This is a genomic window from Bradyrhizobium sp. 139 (assembly GCF_023074175.1).
Taxonomy (GTDB): Bacteria; Pseudomonadota; Alphaproteobacteria; order Rhizobiales; family Xanthobacteraceae; genus Bradyrhizobium.
This window is the reverse complement of the sequence record NZ_JADPKS010000080.1, coordinates 1-19,565: the sequence shown is the minus strand read 5'-3', so window position 1 is coordinate 19,565 and position 19,565 is coordinate 1. Positions and strand designations below refer to the sequence as shown.

The 19,565-nt window shown below is 63.6% G+C and carries 18 protein-coding genes and 1 pseudogene; 8 read left to right on the top strand and 11 right to left on the bottom strand.

The window, feature by feature from the left end; translation table 11 throughout:
• Positions 1-6 precede the first annotated feature (6 nt).
• Positions 7-801, bottom strand: coding sequence for an enoyl-CoA hydratase/isomerase family protein (locus tag IVA80_RS19555; protein ID WP_247433812.1), 795 nt, complete (start codon positions 799-801; stop codon positions 7-9).
• A 116-nt stretch (positions 802-917) separates the two neighbouring features.
• On the opposite strand from IVA80_RS19555, the gene IVA80_RS19550 reads away from it, so the two are divergent.
• The 4 genes from IVA80_RS19550 to IVA80_RS19535 all read left to right on the top strand — a co-directional run bounded on the left by IVA80_RS19550 (position 918) and on the right by IVA80_RS19535 (position 4,167).
• Positions 918-1,583, top strand: coding sequence for a GntR family transcriptional regulator (locus IVA80_RS19550; RefSeq protein ID WP_247433807.1), 666 nt, complete (start codon positions 918-920; stop codon positions 1,581-1,583).
• A gap of 109 nt (positions 1,584-1,692) precedes the next feature.
• Complete coding sequence (locus tag IVA80_RS19545) at positions 1,693-2,175, top strand: VOC family protein (RefSeq protein ID WP_247433804.1); 483 nt, start codon at positions 1,693-1,695, stop codon at positions 2,173-2,175.
• 241 nt (positions 2,176-2,416) lie between these two features.
• On the top strand, positions 2,417-3,388 hold the full coding sequence (locus IVA80_RS19540; RefSeq protein WP_247433801.1) for an MBL fold metallo-hydrolase: 972 nt from the start codon (positions 2,417-2,419) through the stop codon (positions 3,386-3,388).
• Positions 3,389-3,471: 83 nt separating this feature from the next.
• Entirely contained in the window at positions 3,472-4,167 is a 696-nt protein-coding gene (locus IVA80_RS19535) for a glutathione S-transferase family protein (RefSeq protein ID WP_247433798.1), read from the top strand.
• 6 nt (positions 4,168-4,173) lie between these two features.
• On the opposite strand, the gene IVA80_RS19530 is transcribed toward IVA80_RS19535, so the two are convergent.
• From IVA80_RS19530 to IVA80_RS19510, 5 genes are all read right to left on the bottom strand, one after another.
• Positions 4,174-4,893: a haloacid dehalogenase type II gene (locus IVA80_RS19530; RefSeq protein WP_247433795.1), complete on the bottom strand. Its 720-nt coding sequence runs from the start codon at positions 4,891-4,893 to the stop codon at positions 4,174-4,176.
• Positions 4,894-5,025: 132 nt separating this feature from the next.
• On the bottom strand, positions 5,026-6,027 hold the full coding sequence (gene glpX / locus IVA80_RS19525) for a class II fructose-bisphosphatase (RefSeq protein WP_247433792.1): 1,002 nt from the start codon (positions 6,025-6,027) through the stop codon (positions 5,026-5,028).
• Positions 6,028-6,114: 87 nt separating this feature from the next.
• Positions 6,115-7,431, bottom strand: coding sequence for a homoserine dehydrogenase (locus IVA80_RS19520; protein ID WP_247433789.1), 1,317 nt, complete (start codon positions 7,429-7,431; stop codon positions 6,115-6,117).
• 30 nt (positions 7,432-7,461) lie between these two features.
• Positions 7,462-8,682, bottom strand: coding sequence for an LL-diaminopimelate aminotransferase (locus IVA80_RS19515; protein ID WP_247433786.1), 1,221 nt, complete (start codon positions 8,680-8,682; stop codon positions 7,462-7,464).
• Positions 8,683-8,897: 215 nt separating this feature from the next.
• The gene (locus IVA80_RS19510; RefSeq protein ID WP_247433783.1) at positions 8,898-9,173 is read right to left on the bottom strand and encodes a hypothetical protein; all 276 of its coding nucleotides are present in this window, start codon (positions 9,171-9,173) and stop codon (positions 8,898-8,900) included.
• A 254-nt stretch (positions 9,174-9,427) separates the two neighbouring features.
• Here IVA80_RS19510 and phaC point away from each other — a divergent pair, with 254 nt between their 5' ends.
• The 3 genes from phaC to IVA80_RS19495 all read left to right on the top strand — a co-directional run bounded on the left by phaC (position 9,428) and on the right by IVA80_RS19495 (position 12,871).
• Positions 9,428-11,236, top strand: coding sequence for a class I poly(R)-hydroxyalkanoic acid synthase (gene phaC / locus IVA80_RS19505; protein ID WP_247433780.1), 1,809 nt, complete (start codon positions 9,428-9,430; stop codon positions 11,234-11,236).
• Between the two features lie 82 nt (positions 11,237-11,318).
• Positions 11,319-11,717 (top strand): MAPEG family protein, encoded by a 399-nt coding sequence (locus IVA80_RS19500; RefSeq protein ID WP_247433777.1) that lies wholly within the window; start codon positions 11,319-11,321, stop codon positions 11,715-11,717.
• A gap of 386 nt (positions 11,718-12,103) precedes the next feature.
• The gene (locus tag IVA80_RS19495; protein WP_247433774.1) at positions 12,104-12,871 is read left to right on the top strand and encodes an outer membrane beta-barrel protein; all 768 of its coding nucleotides are present in this window, start codon (positions 12,104-12,106) and stop codon (positions 12,869-12,871) included.
• Positions 12,872-13,006: 135 nt separating this feature from the next.
• On the opposite strand, the pseudogene IVA80_RS19490 reads toward IVA80_RS19495, so the two are convergent.
• From IVA80_RS19490 to IVA80_RS19470, 5 genes and pseudogenes are all read right to left on the bottom strand, one after another.
• Positions 13,007-13,249: pseudogene (locus tag IVA80_RS19490) on the bottom strand (N-acetyl-gamma-glutamyl-phosphate reductase); the annotation flags it as partial.
• A 297-nt stretch (positions 13,250-13,546) separates the two neighbouring features.
• The gene (argC, locus tag IVA80_RS19485; RefSeq protein WP_247433771.1) at positions 13,547-14,593 is read right to left on the bottom strand and encodes an N-acetyl-gamma-glutamyl-phosphate reductase; all 1,047 of its coding nucleotides are present in this window, start codon (positions 14,591-14,593) and stop codon (positions 13,547-13,549) included.
• 95 nt (positions 14,594-14,688) lie between these two features.
• Positions 14,689-15,681, bottom strand: coding sequence for an N-acetyl-gamma-glutamyl-phosphate reductase (gene argC / locus IVA80_RS19480; protein WP_247433769.1), 993 nt, complete (start codon positions 15,679-15,681; stop codon positions 14,689-14,691).
• Positions 15,678-16,346: an FMN-binding negative transcriptional regulator gene (locus IVA80_RS19475; protein WP_247433766.1), complete on the bottom strand. Its 669-nt coding sequence runs from the start codon at positions 16,344-16,346 to the stop codon at positions 15,678-15,680. Before IVA80_RS19475 ends, argC (IVA80_RS19480) begins: the two co-directional genes overlap by 4 nt.
• Positions 16,347-16,570: 224 nt before the next feature.
• A complete protein-coding gene (locus IVA80_RS19470; protein WP_247433761.1) occupies positions 16,571-17,101 on the bottom strand; it encodes a DedA family protein in 531 nt (176 codons plus the stop codon).
• Between the two features lie 271 nt (positions 17,102-17,372).
• Here IVA80_RS19470 and parE point away from each other — a divergent pair, with 271 nt between their 5' ends.
• Positions 17,373-19,418 carry a DNA topoisomerase IV subunit B gene (parE, locus tag IVA80_RS19465; protein WP_247433758.1) on the top strand — a complete coding sequence of 682 codons (2,046 nt, stop codon included), beginning with the start codon at positions 17,373-17,375 and terminating at the stop codon, positions 19,416-19,418.
• Positions 19,419-19,565: the final 147 nt, after the last annotated feature.

The following is a 19,565-nucleotide window of genomic DNA, read 5'->3' as shown; positions in this document are numbered from 1 at the left end:
CCTGTCCTATTGACCGCGCCATTGCGGCGCGCGCTTGTTGAGGAAAGCATCGAGCCCTTCGCGAAAATCCTGGCTCGTGTAGCACATCAGAACGAGGTCTTCGCCCTCGTCCCGCGTCAGCCGCTTCTGCAGGCGGGCGACCGCCTGCTTGGTTGCGGTCAGTGTCAGCGGCGCGTGACCGGCCAGCAGCCGGGCGAGTTCGTCGGCGCGCAGGTCAAGTGCTGGGAGATCCTCGACGACCTCGCCGAGCAGTCCGACGCTCGCGGCCTCGGTGGCATCAATGAGACGCGCGGTGAAGATCAAGTCCTTGACGCGGGCGGCGCCGATCAGTGCGGTGAGGCGGCTGACATTGGACATCGACAGGCAGTTGCCGAGCGTCCGGGCGATGGGGAATCCGATTTTGGCGCTCTTCGTGCCGATGCGCAGATCGCAGGCCGCGGCAATGCCCGCCCCGCCCCCGGTGCAGAACCCGTTGATCGCCGCGATGGTCGGCACCCGGCACTGCTCGAGTGTGGTGAGCACCCGATCGATCCGGTTCTCGTAGTCGATCGCATCCTGCGGCGTCTTGAATTCGCGGAACTGGTTGATGTCGGTGCCTGAGGCGAACGCCTTGTCGCCAGCCCCGCGAAGCACCAGCACCTTGAGCGAAGGATCGTCGTTGGCCTCCGTGCAAATCGCGGCGAGCCGCTCGTACATGGCGAAGGTGAAGGCATTGCGGGCCTGCGGGCGGTTGAAGGTGATCCGCCCGATGCCGTCCTCAATCTCGAAAACGAGGTCTTCCGCCGTTACGGCCTGGTCCATTTCCTCACATCCTCTGTTTTTTGCATTTTTGAATGCAAAAATTTAAATTTTCAAGCTATAACTTGCTTTCACACGTCTATTAATTTACTTTTTGCATGCAAAATAGAGCTTGATCCATGCTTCATGAGGAGGTCGTCGGCCGCATCCGAACCATCCTGCTCGACGGTGAGATCCCGCCGGGCGCGCGGATTCCCGAGCGCGAGCTGTGCGACCGGCTCCAGATCTCGCGCACCCCGCTGCGCGAAGCGCTCAAGGTGCTCGCCGCCGAAGGGCTCGTGCAGCTCTTGCCTCATCGCGGCTCGCGCGCCGCAAAACTGACCGACAAGGACATGCGCGACCTGTTCGAGGTCTGCCAGGGTCTCGAGGCACTCGCCGGCGAACTCGCCTGCGAGCGCATCAGCGACGCCGAGATCGACGCGGTCGCCGCAGCGCATGCGGACATGGTGCAGCATTATCGCGAGGGCGACCTGATCCAGTACTACCGCGGCAATCGCGCCATCCACGAGGCCATCGTCACCGCGGCCGGAAATCCCGCGCTTGCGGGGCTCTATGCCTCCGTGACCGCGCGCATCCGGCGCGCGCGCTATGTCACGCCGATGACGCCGCAGCGCTGGGCGTTCGCCGTGAAGGAGCATGAGGCGATTTTGAACGCGCTCCAGCGGCGCGATGGCGCCGGCCTCTCCCACATCCTGCGTGCGCATCTGCGCCATAAGCGCGAAGAGGTCTTGCAGGCGGGCTTTGCCGAAACGGAAGGAAACGACCCCGCGCTGCGGATCGCGTGAGACGGCGTGCCCGGCGAGCATCAGTTCAACCCATTCTGCTTCTGGCCTTCGCGCTGCTTCGCTGCAATAACGGCCTCGAGGATCAATCATAAGGTCAGGCGCAGTCGCAATGAACGAACCGCTGCCCTCGGACCCCGTTGCTCGTGCGGCCTCCGACAGCACGGGAAGCGCGCCGAAAGACGGTTTTGCCGATCTCGTTCCCGAACTCAGCGTTTCCAGCATTCAAGCCAGCCTGTCGTTCTGGCGAGACTTGCTCGGCTTTGAGGTCGCTTATGATCGCCCCGATGCGCGATTTGCGTATCTCGTCAAAGGGCGTTTGCAGGTGATGCTGTGCCAATTGAACGGACGCTGGGAGACGGCCGAGATGCAGCGTCCGTTCGGACGCGGCGTCAATTTTCAGATGGTCGTCGATCGCATCGATCCGATGCTGACCGCTCTCGGCGACGCCAATTGGCCGCTCTACGAGCTGCCGCATGAAGCCTGGTACCGGGTCGGCGAGCTCGAATGCGGCCAGCGTGAATTCCTCGTCCAGGATCCGGACGGCTACCTCGTGCGCTTCGTCGAACGGCTGGGCGTGCGCACGCCATCCTGACATCGAGATTCCTGCGTCGAGATTCCTGCGTCTCGTATCGAGCGGTCAGCAGACACAATGGTGACACAATCATTGGCGTGCACTCGGAATTGCGCGCCGACTTCGACACGCCGCGATCAGCACCAAACCAATTCCACTTGCTAGCTTGTCTGAACCGGCGCAGCATCTTGCTGTCGGCCTCAGGCCGAACATAACGCGCGAACAATCGCGCAGGTCACAAGACAAGAAACGGAGGAAACGCATGACAATCGATGTCTCACGTCGGTCCCTGTTCGCTCTCGGGGCCGGCCTTGGCGCCAGCGCGATGCTCGGCAGCAGCGCGATGGCAAGGGCTCCCAAACTAGGCACCCAGACGCCCTACTGGCACCGCTTCATCTTGGGCGATGCCGAGGTCACCGTCGTGTCCGACGGGCCGCTGCCGCTCGGCGATCCCTCCGGGACGTTCACCGGCGTCCCCAAGGAAGAGGTAAAGAAGATGCTCGCCGACAATTTCCTGTCGCCGGACAACGTCGTGCTTGAGCAGAACTCGCCGATCGTGAACACAGGCGACAAGCTCATCCTGTTCGATACCGGCATGGGCAGCTCCAAAATGTTCGGCGCCACCACCGGCCGGCAGCAGAAGAGCATGACCGAGGCCGGCATCAAGCCGGCAGACATCGATGCCGTGGTGTGCTCGCATGCCCATATCGACCACATCGGGGGCATCGTGGACGACGGCGGCAAGCCGCTGTTTCCGAACGCGCAGATCTACATCTCCCAGACCGATTTCGACTTCTGGACCGATGAAGGCAAGCTCGGCAGCGCAGCCAAGGACTTCGTGGTCCACGCCCGCAAGAACCTGCTGCCGGTGCGGGACCGGATCGTGTTCTTCAAGGATGGCCAGGAATTCCTGCCGGGCGTGCAGGCGATCGCGGCGCCCGGTCATACCGTCGGCCATACCATCTTCATGGTCTCGTCGGCGGGCAAGTCGTTTGCCTTCCTCGGCGATCTCTCGCACCATTCCGTGCTGCTGCTGGAACGGCCGCGGATGGAATTCTCCTACGACACCGACCCGAAACAGGCGGCCGAGTCGCGCGTGAAGCTGCTCACGATGCTTGCGGCCAACAAGACGCCGGTGATGTCCTATCACTTTGCCTGGCCGGGCTACGGCCATGTCGCCAAAGCCGGCGAGGGCTTTCATTACTATGCCGAACCGATGCAGATGAATTTGTAGTTTGTCGGAACAGGTCCGGGTGGCACTCGTGCCGCCCGGGCCGAATGATGCCCGCTCTTCGGCTCCGCGACAGGGGTTTGCACGTGACTGCGCCGGTCCTGGCGCCGGGAAATATCCTGGAAGCGCGCTTCATGGCGATCGAGCTGCATGGTTACCGATACAGCGTCTATTCCTGGATCGCCCGACTGGCCCTCCACGAGAAGGGCAAGGCGTACGATTGGATCGAGGTAAACCCCTTCGGTGAGAATATCCCTGCAAGCTACCTTGCAACGCATCCCTTCAGGCGCGTGCCCGCGCTGGTTCACACCGGGTTCGTCGTCTACGAAACAGGCGCCATCACGCGCTACGTGGATGAAGCGTTTGAAGGTCTCAAGCTTCAGCCGGCGGAGCCGAGAGAGCGGGCGCGTTGCAATCAGATCATATCAATCGTGGACAGCTACGCTTACTGGCCACTGGTGAGGCAAGTCTTCTCTCACGGAGTTTTCAGGCCGCGCATGGGATTGCCGGCAGACGAGAGCGAGTTTCGAAAAGGTCTCGAAGCGGCGCCGAGGATCCTCTCAGCATTGGAGCAGGTCGCCGGCGAGGGCCAATACCTCTGCGGCAACCAACCATCACTCGCCGATATCCATCTGGCGCCGATGATTGGCTACTTCGTACTGGCCCCTGAAGGAAACACGCTTCTTCAGGAGCACCGCAGGCTCAGCGACTGGTGGGCGGATTTCTCGAGGAGATCCGCTGTTGTGGACACCACGCCGCAATTGCCGTCGGCATTGCCGTGAGAGCGATTAGCACCCCAGCCTGTCGGCGATCCCGCCAAAATCCTTGGCGACGATGTCCCAGTTGCCGGTGGCTTCGAAATCCACCTTCTGCAACGGCCCGTACTCCGTCGGCCGCGCCACGAACGCCGTCTTCAGCCCGTTCTTCTGCGCGGCCGCGAGATCGCCGTTGTGGGCGGCGACCATCATCACCTGCTCCGGCTTGAGGCCAAGCAACCGCGCGGCGCCGAGATAGGTCTCGGGATCGGGCTTGTAATGCTCGAACAATTCGGCCGACATGATGAGGTCCCACGGCAGCCCAGCGAACTTCGCCATGTTGGTGAGCAGCGCGACGTTGCCGTTCGACAGCGGCGAGATCACGAATTTCGACTTCAGCCGTGTGAGGCCCGCGACACTGTCGGGCCAGGGATGCAGGCGGTGCCAGCCCCTGGTGAGGTGATCGAGATCGGCTTCGGTCAGGCCCTTGATCGAAAATTGCGCGACCAGCTTGTCCAGGGAGCGGCGGTGCAGATCATCGAGCATGACATAGCCGCGCTCGGGATGTTTGCGCACGTCGTCCATCGAGGCCATGTACATGCCGCGCCAGCCGTCGACCAAAGCGGTCCAATCGGCGGTGATGCCGCGCTGCCTGCTCCACCACATGAAATCGGTGATCAGGCTGGTGCGCCAGTCGACGACCGTGCCGAACACGTCGAAGACGAGCGCTTTGACGGTGGAGAGATCGGACATGTGCGACTCCTCTCTTCGTCATTCCGGGATGGCCCGAAGGGCCAGGCCGGAATCCATACTCCCGACCGGTGGTTATGGATTCCGGGCTCGCGACTTTGTCGCGCCCCGAAATGACGGCTGTGCGTTGGTTGCCTAGTCCAAATGGAACTTCGCCAGTTCGCGATGCTCGGCCTTGATGTAGCGCACGGTGCCGGTGACCGAACGCATCACGACCGTCTCGGTCTCGATTACGCCGTCCTTGCGGAACTTGACGCCCGAGAGCAGCGAGCCCGTGGTGACGCCGGTGGCGGCGAACAGACAGTCGCCGCGCGCCATGTCCTCGATGCCATAGATCATATTGGGATCGTTGACGCCCATCTTGGCGGCGCGCTCGCGCTTCTCGTCGGAATCGAGGATCAGGCGGCACTGCATCTGGCCGCCGATGCAGCGCAACGCCACGGCGGCGAGCACGCCCTCCGGCGCGCCGCCGGTGCCGATATACATGTCGACGCCGGTATTGTCAGGATCGGCGCAGTGGATCACGCCGGCGACGTCGCCGTCGGTGATCAGGCGCACGGCCGCGCCGGTCGAGCGCACGCTATCGATGATGCTGGCATGGCGCGGACGGTCGAGCACGAGCACGGTGATGCCGTCAGGCTGAACACCCTTGGCCTTGGCGAGACGGCGGACGTTTTCCGCCGGCGTGGCATCCAGTTCGACGACGCCCTTGGCGTAGCCGGGGCCGATCGCGAGCTTCTGCATGTAGACGTCGGGCGCATGCAGCAGCGTGCCGCCGTCGGCCATCGCCATGGTGGCGATCGAGCCCGGCATGTTCTTGGCGCACAGCGTGGTGCCTTCGAGCGGATCGACCGCGATGTCGACCTGCGGGCCGGCGTTCATGCCGACCTTCTCGCCGATGAACAGCATCGGCGCCTCGTCGCGCTCGCCCTCGCCGATCACGATGGTGCCCTCGATCGGCAGCTTGTTCAGCTCGCGCCGCATCGCGTCCACTGCGGCCTGGTCGGCCGCCTTCTCATTGCCGTGCCCGCGCAGCCGCGCTGACGACACCGCCGCCCGCTCCGTCACCCGCACAATCTCCAGCGTAAGGATGCGCTCGAGCAACGCGTGCGGCGGGACTGAAATATGGGTCGACATCGGCTCACTCCTTCAAACAGTTCGGGACAGAAGTCTCTGCCCGCAACAACTCGCAACGCCCTCGGTTCGTTCGAACGAACAACCGCCTCAGTTCTTCTCGATCCGGATCACCTGCGGCCGTCCGCTGATCACTTTGTCGCGCTGCACGGCGGCGAGCGCGCGGCGCACGGCGTCCTCATGCGTGGCATAGGTGATCAGGATGACGGGCACGGGCACCGCCTTGCCGTTCGCCGGCGCAGCGCCGCCATTGGGATGACGCTGCACGATCGACTCGATCGAAATCTTCTGTTCCGCAAGCCGGGTCGCGATTGCCGCCGCAGTGCCTGGAAAATCGCGCGCCAGCAGACGGATGTAATAGCCGCCCTCGTGCCGCTCCATCGGCGCCTTCTTGGTGTCGCGCAGATGCGAGATCGGCCGGCCGAACGGATTGGCGCGGATGCCGCGCGCGACGTCGGCGATGTCGGCGACCACGGCGGATGCGGTCGCAGCTCCGCCCGCGCCGGGGCCGACCAGCGTGATCGGAGGGATGCCCTCGCCATCAATCGTGACCGCATTGGTGACACCCATCACCTGCGCGATCGAGGAGGATTTTGGAACCATGGTCGGATGCACGCGCTGCTCGATGCCCGTGGCGGTGCGAACCGCAACACCGAGCAGCTTGAGCCGGTAACCGAGATCGTCAGCGGCACGGAGATCTTCCGGCGCAATGGAGGAGATGCCTTCGACATACACAGCGCTTTGAGCAACTTTTGTGCCGAAAGCGAGGCTGGCGAGAATGGCAAGTTTTTGCGCGGTGTCGTGGCCATCGACGTCGAAGGACGGATTGGCCTCGGCATAGCCGAGCCGCTGCGCATCCTTGAGGCATTCGGCAAACGACAGACCCTCCTGCTCCATTCGGGTCAGGATGTAATTGCAGGTGCCGTTGAGGATACCGTAGACGCGGTTGATACCGGTTCCGGCAAGACCCTCGCGTAACGTTTTGATGACGGGGATCGCGGCGCCGACGGCTGCCTCGAAATTCAGCGCACCGCCGTGCTTTTCAGCGGCTTTGCCAAGCTTCAGGCCGTGCTTGGCGAGCAGTGCCTTGTTGGCAGTGACGACGGATTTACCGGCATTCAGCGCCGCCTCGACCGCAGAGAGTGCGGGATCACCGGCGCCGCCCATCAGCTCGACGAAGCAGTCGATGCCGGGATGCGTGGCCAGTGCCATGGGATCCCTGGCCCATTCGACGCCGCGCAGATCGACGCCGCGCTTCTTTGCCTTCGAGCGCGCGGTGACGGCGACGACGCGAATGCCGCGGCCGCTGCGGCCCGAGAGCACGCGGGCCTGGGTCTCGATCAAACGGACAACTTCGGCGCCCACGGTGCCGAGCCCCGCTATGCCCACTTTCAGGGGTGCAACCATGATGCTTTGGAAAACCTGCCGAAGAGAAACTTAGCGCCGATTGGCGAGCGGAACGACGTTGTGCAACGTTTCGATGCCGCTTTCAAGGAAGCGGCGCACGCCCCGCGCGGCCTGCCTGATCCGTTGCTCGTTTTCCACCATGGCGATGCGGACATATCCTTCACCGTGCTCGCCGAAGCCGACGCCGGGCGAGACCGCGACGCCGGATTTCTCCACCATCAGGGTTGCGAACTGCATGCTGCCGACGCTGCGGAAGGCCTCCGGCAGCGGCACCCAGGCGAACATCGAGGCTTCCGGCGGCGGGATCTCCCAGCCGGCGCGGCCGAACGACTCCACCAGCGCATCACGGCGCTTGCGGTAGGTGTCGCGCATCTCCTTGATGCAATCGTCGGGGCCATTCAGCGCGGCGGTCGCGGCGACCTGCACCGGCGTGAAGGCGCCGTAGTCGAGATAGGATTTGACGCGGGCAAGCGCCGCGATCACGCGCTCATTGCCGACCGCAAAGCCCATGCGCCAGCCGGCCATCGAATAGGTCTTCGACATCGAGGTGAACTCGACGGCGACGTCGATCGCGCCGGGCACCTGGAGCACCGAGGGCGGAGGATTGCTCTCGTCGAAATAGACCTCGGCATAAGCGAGATCGGACAGGATCAGAATCTCGTGCTTTTTCGCGAACGCGACGAGATCTCTGTAGAAGTCGAGGCTCGCGACATAGGCGGTCGGATTCGAGGGATAGCAGACGACCAGCGCGAGCGGCTTCGGAATCGAATGCACGATCGCCCGCTCCACCGCCTCGAAGAACTGCGGCGTCGGCTCCGAGGGCACCGAGCGGATCACGCCGCCCGCCATCAAGAAGCCGAAGGCGTGAATCGGATAGCTCGGGTTCGGGCAGAGGATGACGTCGCCGGGCGCGGTGATCGCCTGCGCCACGTTGGCAAAGCCCTCCTTCGAACCGAGTGTCGCAACCACCTGAGTGTCGGGATTGAGCTTCACGCCGAAGCGGCGGGCGTAATAGCCAGCCTGGGCCCGGCGCAGCCCGGGGATGCCGCGGGAGGCCGAGTAGCGGTCGGTGCGCGGCTTGCCCAGCGTCTCCTTCAGCTTCTCCAGCACATGCGCTGGCGCCGGCAGGTCCGGATTGCCCATGCCGAGGTCGATAATGTCGGCGCCGGCATTCCGCGCGGCCGCCTTGGCCCGGTTGACCTGCTCGAACACGTAAGGCGGAAGGCGGCGGATGCGGTAAAACTCTTCCATGGCTCTCTGGACTCCGGGCAACCGGTCAGGACGGAATCGAAAGGCGATGACGCCAATCGGAAACGGCGGCCGCCCCTTTCGCGAAAACCACTAAAAATCAAATACTTGTAGCGATTTTCGGCGACAGAGGCTGAGCACCTTCGCCCTGACTCTCGGCTGAACCGTGGTCTTTTAGCACGGCAAGACGGGGGCGCCAGCGATTACCTTGCAGCGCCTCATTTCGCGTCCTTGGCGGCAGCGGCCTGGCGGTCGCGCGCGGCGGCAAGCTCGGCCTCGATCTTAGCGCGCTGGTCCGGCGGGATGACCGCTTGATCGCGATCCGGCGGGAGGTCGTGCACGGGCAGGTAGGTCCCTGGCTCCCTGGAATGCGCTTGCGCATCTGCGGGTGTCATATCCGCAAGCTGGCTCGAACAGCCGCTCAGGGCAAGCACCGCCATCAGCAGCGCGCCGCAGATCGGCAGCTTCCTTTGCAGGTCCTTCAACGCCAACACCCGGGGAAATCCCCTACTCGTCCCAATGCAAGCCGCCGGAGACTAGCCCGACAACCTGCCCAAGCTCAAACCATTGCTGCCCACAAATGGTACGAGCGAGAAAACATCCAAGGCCCACTGACCGGAGGGGTGCGCCCTGATTGTGACAAAACCAAGAAGCTTTGTCGCAGTGCAGCACATGTTGGAGCTTGTTTAACGCCAAACATGCGAGCTTCGCGGTGACGAATACAGAATGAATCGTTACTGTTCTGCTCATGAGTATGGCCACTACCGACACGCCCAAATCCGAGACGAAGTTCAATGCGGAAGCCTTCGCGATGAATGTCGCGCGGGCGATGGAGAGCGGCGGCAAGGCGCTGGCCGCGTATCTGAAGCCACGCGAAAGCGGCGAGGTTCAGGATCGCCCGCCGGCCGAGCTTACGGAAGTGATCAAGACCTTCACGTCCGTCGCCGAATACTGGCTGTCGGATACGTCCCGCGCGTCGGATCTGCAGACCAAGCTCGCCAAGGATTATCTCGATCTCTGGGGCTCGGCGGCGCGGCGCATGGCCGGCCAGGACGCCCCGCCCGCGATCGCGCCCTCGCCGCGCGACAAGCGCTTTGCCGATCCGGAATGGAAGTCGAACCAGTTCTTCGATTTCGTGATGCAGCTCTATCTGCTCACGACCAAATGGGCGCAGGAGTTGGTGCGTGACGCCGACGGGCTCGATCCGCAGACCCGCCGCAAGGCCGAGTTCTACATCCAGCAGGTCACCAACGCGCTGTCGCCGTCGAACTTCGTGCTGACCAATCCGGAGGTACTGCGCGAGACCGTCGCCAGCAGCGGCGAGAACCTCGCGCGCGGCCTGAGGATGCTGGCCGAGGACATCGCCGCCGGCAAGGGCATGCTGAAGATCCGCCAGTCCAACCCGGACAATCTCGTCGTCGGCGTCAACATGGCGACGACGCCGGGCAAGGTGATCTACCAGAACGAGATGATGCAGCTGATCCAATATTCGCCGACGACAGAGATGGTGCTGCGCACGCCGCTGCTGATCGTGCCGCCCTGGATCAACAAGTTCTACATCCTCGATCTCAAGCCGGAGAAATCCTACATCAAATGGTGCGTCGACCAGGGCATCACCGTGTTCGTGATCTCATGGGTCAATCCCGACAAGCGGCTCGGCAACAAGAGCTGGGAAGACTACATGAAGGAAGGCCTGCTCACGGCGATGGACGTGATCGAGAAGATCACCGGCGAGATGAAGGTGCACACCGCCGGCTATTGCGTCGGCGGCACGATGCTCGCGACCACGCTGGCCTGGCTCGCCGAGAAGCGCCGCCAGCGCGTGTCGTCGGCGACGTTCTTCGCGGCACAGGTCGACTTTACCCATGCCGGCGATCTGCTGGTGTTCGTCGACGAGGAGCAGATCGCAGCCCTCGAGCAGGAGATGAAGGCCGCCGGCGTTCTCGAAGGCTCCAAGATGGCGATGGCCTTCAACATGCTGCGCTCCAACGATTTGATCTGGTCCTACGTCGTCAGCAATTACCTCAAGGGCCAGCAGCCGAGCGCGTTCGACCTCTTGCACTGGAATTCGGATGCCACGCGCATGACCGCGTCGAACCATTCCTATTATCTGCGCAATTGCTATCTGGAGAACCGCCTGTCGACGGGCACGATGGTGCTCGACAACACGCTGCTCGACCTCTCCAAGGTCATGGTGCCCGTCTACAACCTCGCCACGCGCGAGGACCACATCGCGCCGGCGGAATCGGTGCTGTACGGCTCGCAATTCTTCGGCGGCCCAGTGAAATACGTGTTGTCCGGCTCGGGCCACATCGCCGGCGTCGTCAACCCGCCCGCCTCGAACAAGTACCAGTACTGGACCAACGACAACGTCAAGGACATCAACGTCGTCGAGTGGATGAAGGGCGCGGTGGAGCACAAGGGCTCGTGGTGGCCGGACTGGCGCGAATGGCTGGGTGGGCTCGATCCCGAGGAAGTCCCGGCGCGCAGCGTCGGCAGCGAAGCGTTCCCCCCAATCGAGGACGCGCCGGGCAGCTATGTCAGGATTCGCGCGTAGCGGGACTTCCTTGCGCATGGCGCAATCTTGCGCGCTTGTGTAATCTTTCTTTCAACACAGCGATGACAGAGGGGACCGGGTTATGACGCGTGAATTGTTCTGGCTGACCTTGACGGTGATCCTGACCGGAATCCTCTGGATTCCCTACACTATCAACCGCTGCCAGGTTCGCGGTCTCGGCGGCGCGATGGCCAATCCCTCGCGCGCCGACAAGCCGCAGTCGGAATGGGCGAACCGCCTGATGTTCGCGCATGACAACGCGGTCGAGAACCTCGTGCTCTTCGCGCCACTGGTGCTGATCCTGAACGCGATCGACTATTCCACCAAATGGACCGTGCTCGCCTGCGCCGTCTATTTCTGGTCGCGCGTCGCGCACCTGATCGTCTACGCCATGGGAATCCCGGTATTCCGCACGCTGGCCTTCACCGTCGGCTTCCTCGCGCAAGCCGTGCTGGCGCTGGCGATCTTCAAGGTGGTTTGAGCGCACGCCTCGGACAAGGCACAGCAGGAAAGTGCGGCGCTGCCGATCGGCATCGCTCCTCGACAGATGCCCTCCCGAGTCGTTTCCCTTCCCTGTCCTGCCCGCCGACGTGATGTCACATCCCGCCTGCCAGAGCCGCGCGCGAAAGCCCATCTGCTGCACGTGCAGAACGCCTTGCTCGAATGGATCGTCGCGTAGCTCCTCCGCGACGGAGCGCTGGTGAATTGCAGCCAGGGGTTGAGACACCCGAAAGCTACCTCGCGGATGCTGGTGTTGCCGAAAGATGACGGTACGGCAAAATCCGCCAGCGCACGGCGTGGCTGATACTCTTTGTCATGCATCCAGAGGTATATTCGCACATCGCAATTGATTGATTCGGGGCAAACATGAACTGGAAGATTGCATCCGCGCTCGGCGCGATCTCGTTCGCAGCCGTCGCTAGCCAGGCCAATGCAGCCGATCTCGCCGCCCGCCCCTACACCAAGGCGCCGCCGATGATCGCCGCGATCTATGACTGGAGCGGTTTCTATATTGGCGCCAACGGCGGCTATGGCTCGTCGCACAAGTGCTGGGACCAGACGATCGGCTTCGCACCTGGCGTTGCAGAAGGGTGCCATGATGCGACGGGCGCCGTTGCCGGCGGCCAGATCGGCTATCGCTGGCAGAGCAGCGCCTTCGTATTCGGTCTCGAAGCGCAGGGCGACTGGGCGGACCTTTCCGGCCAGAATGCCAGCACCGTGTTCGGCGTTGCGAACCGCACCCGCGTCGACGCCTTCGGTCTCTTCACCGGCCAGGTCGGCTACGCCTGGAACAACGCACTGCTTTACGTGAAGGGCGGCGCCGCCGTCACCCGCCATCGCTACCGCGGCATCGGTACGGGCGGTCTGGCCGGGGCCGAGTTCGATGGCGCCGACGAGACCCGCTGGGGCGGCACGGTCGGCGTCGGCTTCGAATACGGTTTTGCGCCGAACTGGTCGGTCGGCCTCGAATACGACCATCTGTTCATGGGCCGGCGCGACGTTACCCTGACGGCCAACGGCGTGCTGGCGCCCGTTGGCACGTTCTCACGTACCGACCGCATCGGCCAGGACGTCGACTTGATCACCGCCCGTATCAACTACAGGTTCGGCGGCCCGATCATCGCGAAGTACTGAGGTCTCGTGTCCCGGACGCGCGAAGCGCGAGCCGGGACACAGAAAGCCACAGGCGAAGCAAGAAGAATGGGCCCCGGCTCTGCAGCGCACCGTTGAAGAAGCACCGCGCTGCGTCCGGGGCACGACCGTGCCCTACTACTCCTCCGGCAATCCCGGCATCAGCCGCATGTTCTGCACGGCCGCACCGGACGCGCCCTTGCCGAGGTTGTCGAGGCGCGCGACCAGCACCGCCTGATGGTACTTGTCGCTGGCGAAGACGTAGAGCTCGAGCATGTTGGTCTCGTTGAGCGCTTCCGGCTCGAGCTTGCCGCCCTTGGTCGCCTCGTTCTGGAGCGGCATCACCGAGACGTATTTTGAGCCGGCGTAACGTTTTGCCAGCGGGGTCTTGCGAACATCGAGATGCAGCATGTCGGCGGGAGTCGACCAAGCCGTCGCGACGCGATCTCGGCCCTATCAGGTGAGCCGTCGGTCGCGCGCACCGAAAAACTTTCGGCGAGCATCATCGCCGAATGATGGCCGGCGCCACAGCTCAGTTCGAGGATCGAGCCACCGGGCGGCAGCAGGGTGAGAAAGCCCGGCAGCCGCGTCGAGGGAGCCTTCGCCCAGCCGGGCACAGGGCCTCGGCATGGCCGCGGTAGAATTGCAAGTTCGCTTCGTCCACCGCGGTACCCCGTGTCATGGAAACAGAGCGATCTGCTCCAGCCCCGCCGTCTCGGGCAGCCCGAACATCAGGTTCATGTTCTGGATCGCCTGCCCGGCCGACCCCTTCACCAGATTGTCGAGCGTGGAAATCACGATCGCGCGGTTCTTGATGCGGTCGGCGACGACGCCGATCTGCACATAGTTGGAGCCGCGCACATTCTGGGTCTGCGGCAGCACGCCTTTCCTGGCGACATGCACGAAGGGCTCGTCGGCATAAGCCTGCTCCAGCGCGGTTCGCAGATCGTCGGGCGTCGCGCCGTTGAGCTTGACGTAGGACGTGCAGAGTTCGCCGCGCGCCATCGCAACAAGATGCGGCGTGAAGTTGATCGTCACCGCGGAACCAGCGGCGACGCCGATCTCCTGCTCGATCTCGGGCGCGTGCCGGTGGGTGCCGACCGAATAGGGCGACAACCCCTCGCCCGCCTCGCTGAACAACGTGTTCTGTTTCAGCCCGCGGCCGGCGCCGGTGACGCCCGATTTCGCGTCGATGACGATGTCGTCGACGTGGATCAATTTGGCTTTCGCAAGCGGCACCAACGCGAGCAGCGCCGCCGTGGGATAGCAGCCGGGACAGGCGACCAGCCGGGCCGACGTGATCTTCTCGCGATAGAATTCGGTCAGGCCATAGATCGCTTCGCCCTGGAGTTCGAGCGCCCGGTGCTCATGGCCGTACCATTGCGCATAGGTGTTCTTGTCCCGCAGCCTGAAATCGGCGGACATGTCGAGGACCTTGATTCTGGGATTTGCCTTGATGACCGCGGCGATGATTTCCTGCGTGGTGCCGTGCGGCAATCCGCAGAACACCGCATCGAGCGTGCCCCAGTCGACCTTTTCCCATTCCACGAGTTTCGGTAGGTCCAGCATGAAGAAATGCGGAAACACATCGCCCATCGACTTGCCGGCGTGGGTGTTGGCCGTGAGCGCGATGATCTCGGCATTCGGATGCCGCGCCAACAGGCGCACCGCATCGGCGCCGGTGTAACCGGAGGCGCCGAGAATGGCGATTTTCTTCGAGCTCATCACAGGTTCCTTTCAGACGCCATTTGATTGCCGGGGCAGAAAGTTGCGGCGTCACTTCGTCCACCGGGCTGACCTCGCGAGCAACGCCCGATCAGCTATTTGTCGGCTAGCATCAGCCGCATGTTCTGCACGGCCGCACCCGAGGCGCCCTTGCCGAGATTGTCCAGCCTCGCGACCAGCACCGCCTGGTGATATTTGTCGCTGGCGAACACATAAAGCTCGAGCATATTGGTTTCGTTAAGCGCCTCCGGCTCGATCCGGCCGGCCTTGGTCGCCTCGTTCTGAAGCGGCATCACCGAGACGTATTTCGAGCCGGCATAGCGCTTGGCCAGAGCGGCCTGGAGATCGGCACCGCTGGGCTTGCCCGGCAGCGTGTCGAGCTGGAGCGGCACCGAGACCAGCATGCCTTGCCGGTAGTTGCCGACCGACGGAATGAAGATCGGCCGCCGCGTCAGGTTCGAATAGAGCTGCATCTCCGGCAGGTGCTTGTGCTCGAAGCCGAGTCCATAGAGCTCGAAGGACGGCGCGCTGCCGTCTTCAAAGCTCGCGATCATCGACTTGCCGCCGCCCGAATAGCCGCTCACTGCATTGACCGTGACGGGATAGTCGGGAGGCAACAGACCAGCATCGACGATCGGCCGCAACAGCGCGATCGCGCCGGTCGGATAGCAGCCGGGATTGGAGACCTTCTTTGCGGCCTTGATCTTGGCGGCCTGGTCCGGCGTCAGTTCCGGAAAACCATAGGCCCAGTCGGGCGCGACCCGGTACGCGGTGGAAGCGTCCAGCACTTTCGGCGCCGAAGCACCCATGCTGTCGACCAGCGCCACTGTTTCCTTGGCGGCATCGTCAGGCAGGCAGAGGATGACGAGGTCGACCTCCTCCATCAGCGCCTTCTTGGCCGCGGGATCCTTGCGCTTGTCTTCGGCAATCGTCTTCACCGCGACATCGCTCTGGAGCTTCAGCCGCTCGTTGATGCCGAGCCCGGTGGTGCCGGAGCCGCCGTCGACGAAGACGGTGGCGGGCTTGGTCTTGGCGCCGCTGCTCGGTGCTTGCTTGGTATCAGCGATGCTGGTTTCAGAAAGGCTCATGGCACGCTCCTTTCGAGCTTGTTGCTTTCGTCCGCGAAGGCTTCCGGCCTCACGTCCTGCATCAATTGCGCGATCTCCCTGGCGTCGGCATGGGCTTGCGCACCGAGCGCAGTCGCGATCGCCGCATAGTCGGCATCCGATTTGTGCTGGTTGAGCTTGAAGCTGCCTTCGACGTCTTCAACCGTCATGACCAGGCCCACGATCGCCTTCTTCATCGTCTCGAACCGGCCCGCGGTCATTTTCGCCGAGGTCCACGGCGTCTTCGGCAACAGCCAGCTCTCGAACTTCTCGCTGAGCGTGTCGATCTGCACCGCCAGCTCGTGGTCCGACAGGAGCCGCACCGGCCCGCTCAGATGCACCGACTGGTAGAGCCAGGTCGGCACCTGATCCGGCGAGACGTACCAGTCCGGCGATACATAGGCATCGGGGCCGTTGACCGCGAGCAGCCAGGACGCCGAGCCATCCGCCAGCTTTAGCAGCGGATTGTGACGGGCAACATGAAAGGCGGCCTGCGGCGTGCCATCAGCGGCATAGGTCAGGTAGAACGGCAGCGGCGAGGCGACCGGCTTGTGACCGTCGAACGCGCACATCGTGCCGAAGCCGCGCTCTTCTGCGAATTTCAGGCTCGCGGCGCGGTCCTGCTTGAAAAAAGGTGGCGTGTACATCGTGGTCTCCTGCTGGGCCTCTTTGGTGGCCGCCGGATCAGATCGCGCTGACAGGAGAGAGAATGCCGCGGATCGGATCCAGCGGCAAAGACGATGATCTCAAACGCGATCGACCGCCCAAACCGCTAAAGAGCGGCGGCGGCGACGGGCGAACAGGATGGTCGCGGCGTTGATCATGGCGCGCGGCTATAAGGCCAAGCGCGGTTCCCGTCAAGGTGCGGGCGTCAGATGACGCGCCAGATCCATTCCATGGCCTTCGCGATCACGTCGCCGAACAGAAGCAGCGCCGCGGACCAGACCAGCGCCGAGACGAAATTGGCCGCCTGAAATCTCCAATAGGGCATCTCGAAGATGCCGGCCGCGAGCGGCACCGAGGCACGCAAGGGGCCGAAGAAGCGACCGATGAAGATGCTGGGCACGCCCCAGCTCTGCACGAAAGCCTCGCCCTTGGGCAGCAATTCCGGATAACGCGAAAGCGGCCACATCTGCGCAACCTGTTCCTTATAGCGGTAGCCGAACCAGTAGGAGACCCAGTCGCCGAGCGCAGCGCCGATGCCGCCGGCGATCCACACCGGGTAGAAGCTGATGCCGCTCGCCCCGATCAGCGCGCCGATCGCCACCAGCGCGCCCCAGGCCGGGATCAGCAGCGAGATGAAGGCGAGCGACTCCCCGAAGGCCAGCACGAACACGATCGGGGCCGCCCAGGCCTGGTGAGCACGCACGAAGTCGGCGAGTGCGTGCGCATACTGCTCCATTCCAGATTGCCTTCCCGCCCCGTCACGGTCCCTGTCAGATGAAAAGACTGGTAAGCCAAGGGCTTGTGTGACATCAAGTCACAAAGCCCGGCCCAATCGAGACACCGGCGTCAAATTGCCAGGAATTGATGGGCCCGCGGCGTAAAATCGCCGGCATTGGCTCTCACCCACGCCCGCCCGGCCGACCTGCGGTGACCTTTGCAGGCCAGCCGTGGCATAGTCGGCTTAACCGATTCGCCGCTTGCGCGACCCTCAAAACACATCAAGATACATGTCCAAGCAATTGAAGCCAAAAACAAAAGGCGACTTTTTCGGCGGCGATGAGCCGAAGTCTCGCGCGCCCGCCAAGGCGGCGTCGCGTGGGAGCGGCGCCGAAGCCGACTACACCGCGGCCGATATCGAGGTGCTCGAAGGCCTGGAACCGGTGCGGCGCCGGCCCGGCATGTATATCGGCGGCACCGACGAGAAGGCGCTGCATCACCTCTTCGCCGAAGTCATCGACAATTCGATGGACGAGGCGCTGGCGGGACATGCCACCTTCATCGGCGTCGATTTGAGTGCGGACGGCTTTCTGACCGTCATCGACAACGGCCGCGGCATTCCGATTGATCCGCATCCGAAATTCCCGAAGAAGTCGGCGCTCGAAGTCATCATGTGCACGCTGCATTCGGGCGGCAAGTTCGACTCCAAGGTCTACGAGACCTCCGGCGGTCTGCACGGCGTCGGCATCTCCGTGGTGAACGCCCTCTCCTCGCTGCTTGAGGTCGAAGTCGCGCGCAGCCAGAAACTCTACCGCATGACGTTCGAGCGCGGGCACCCGAAGGGCAAGCTCGAGGATCTCGGCAAGGTCAACAACCGCCGCGGCACCCGCGTGCGGTTCAAGCCCGACACCGACATCTTCGGCGCCAAGGCCGCGTTCAAGCCGCAGCGCCTGTTCAAGATGACGCGCTCGAAGGCCTATCTGTTCGGCGGCGTCGAGATCCGCTGGAATTGCGCGCCCGAGCTGCTCAAGGGCATTGAGGACGTGCCGGCGCAAGCGACGTTCCACTTCCCCGGCGGCCTCAAGGATTATCTGGCCGCTGCGATCCACGCCGACACGCTGGTGCATCCCGACCTCTTCTCCGGCAAATCGGGCCGCAACGGCGCGCATGGCGCCTGCGAATGGGCAGTCGCCTGGACCGCGGATGCCGACGGCTTCCTGTCCTCCTACACCAACACCGTGCCGACGCCCGATGGCGGTACGCACGAAGCCGGCTTGCGCAGCGCCCTGCTGCGCGGGCTGAAGGATCACGCCGAGCGCGTCGGTCAGGGCAAGCGCGCGTCATCCATTACATCGGAAGACGTGATGGTGGGCGCCGCCGTGATGCTCTCGGTGTTCGTGCGCGAGCCGGAATTCCAGGGCCAGACCAAGGATCGGCTCGCCACCGCCGAAGCCCAGCGCATCGTCGAGCAGGCGATGAAGGATCCGTTCGACCACTGGCTCTCCGGCAATCCGAACCAGGCCAACAGGCTGCTCGACTTCGTGATCGACCGCGCCGAGGAGCGGCTGCGCCGTCGCCAGGAAAAGGAGACCGCGCGCAAGACCGCCGGCAAGAAGCTGCGCCTGCCCGGCAAGCTCGCCGACTGCACCGATGCCGGCACCGAAGGCTCCGAGCTCTTCATCGTCGAGGGCGATTCGGCCGGTGGCAGCGCCAAGCAGGCGCGCGACCGCAAGACCCAGGCCGTGCTGCCGCTGCGCGGCAAGATCCTCAACGTCGCTTCCGCCGGCAAGGACAAGCTGACGGCGAACGCCCAGCTCTCCGACCTTGTGCAGGCGATCGGCTGCGGCCAGCTTTTGCACTACCGCGAAGAGGATCTGCGCTATCAGCGCATCATCATCATGACCGACGCCGACGTTGACGGCGCCCACATCGCTTCGCTTCTCATCACCTTCTTCTACCGGCAGATGCCGCGGCTGATCGATGAGGGGCACCTCTTCCTCGCCGTGCCGCCGCTCTACAAGCTGACCAACGGCACCAAATCGGTCTACGCCCGCGACGACGCGCACAAAGAGGCGCTGATCAAGAGCGAGTTCAACGCCAACGCCAAGGTCGAGGTGAATCGCTTCAAAGGCCTCGGTGAGATGATGCCGGCGCAACTCAAGGAGACCACCATGGATCCGGCCAAGCGGACCATGCTGAAGGTGGTCCTGCTCGCCGACGACCGCGACACCACGGCAGATTCGGTAGAGCGGCTGATGGGCACCAAGGCCGAGGCGCGCTTCGCGTTCATCTCGGACAAGGCCGAGTTTGCCAATGATGACCTGCTCGACGTCTGACGCCGCGATCTCCGGTCAAAAAGCCCCGGGCCAGATCCGGGGCTTTTGTTTGGTGCGCCCAGCATGGGTGCACTCTTATGGGTGAAAGTCCCATCGTGAGTTGATCACAACGAGCGAAGTGAAGCGCAACTGCATGAGGGCGACCGA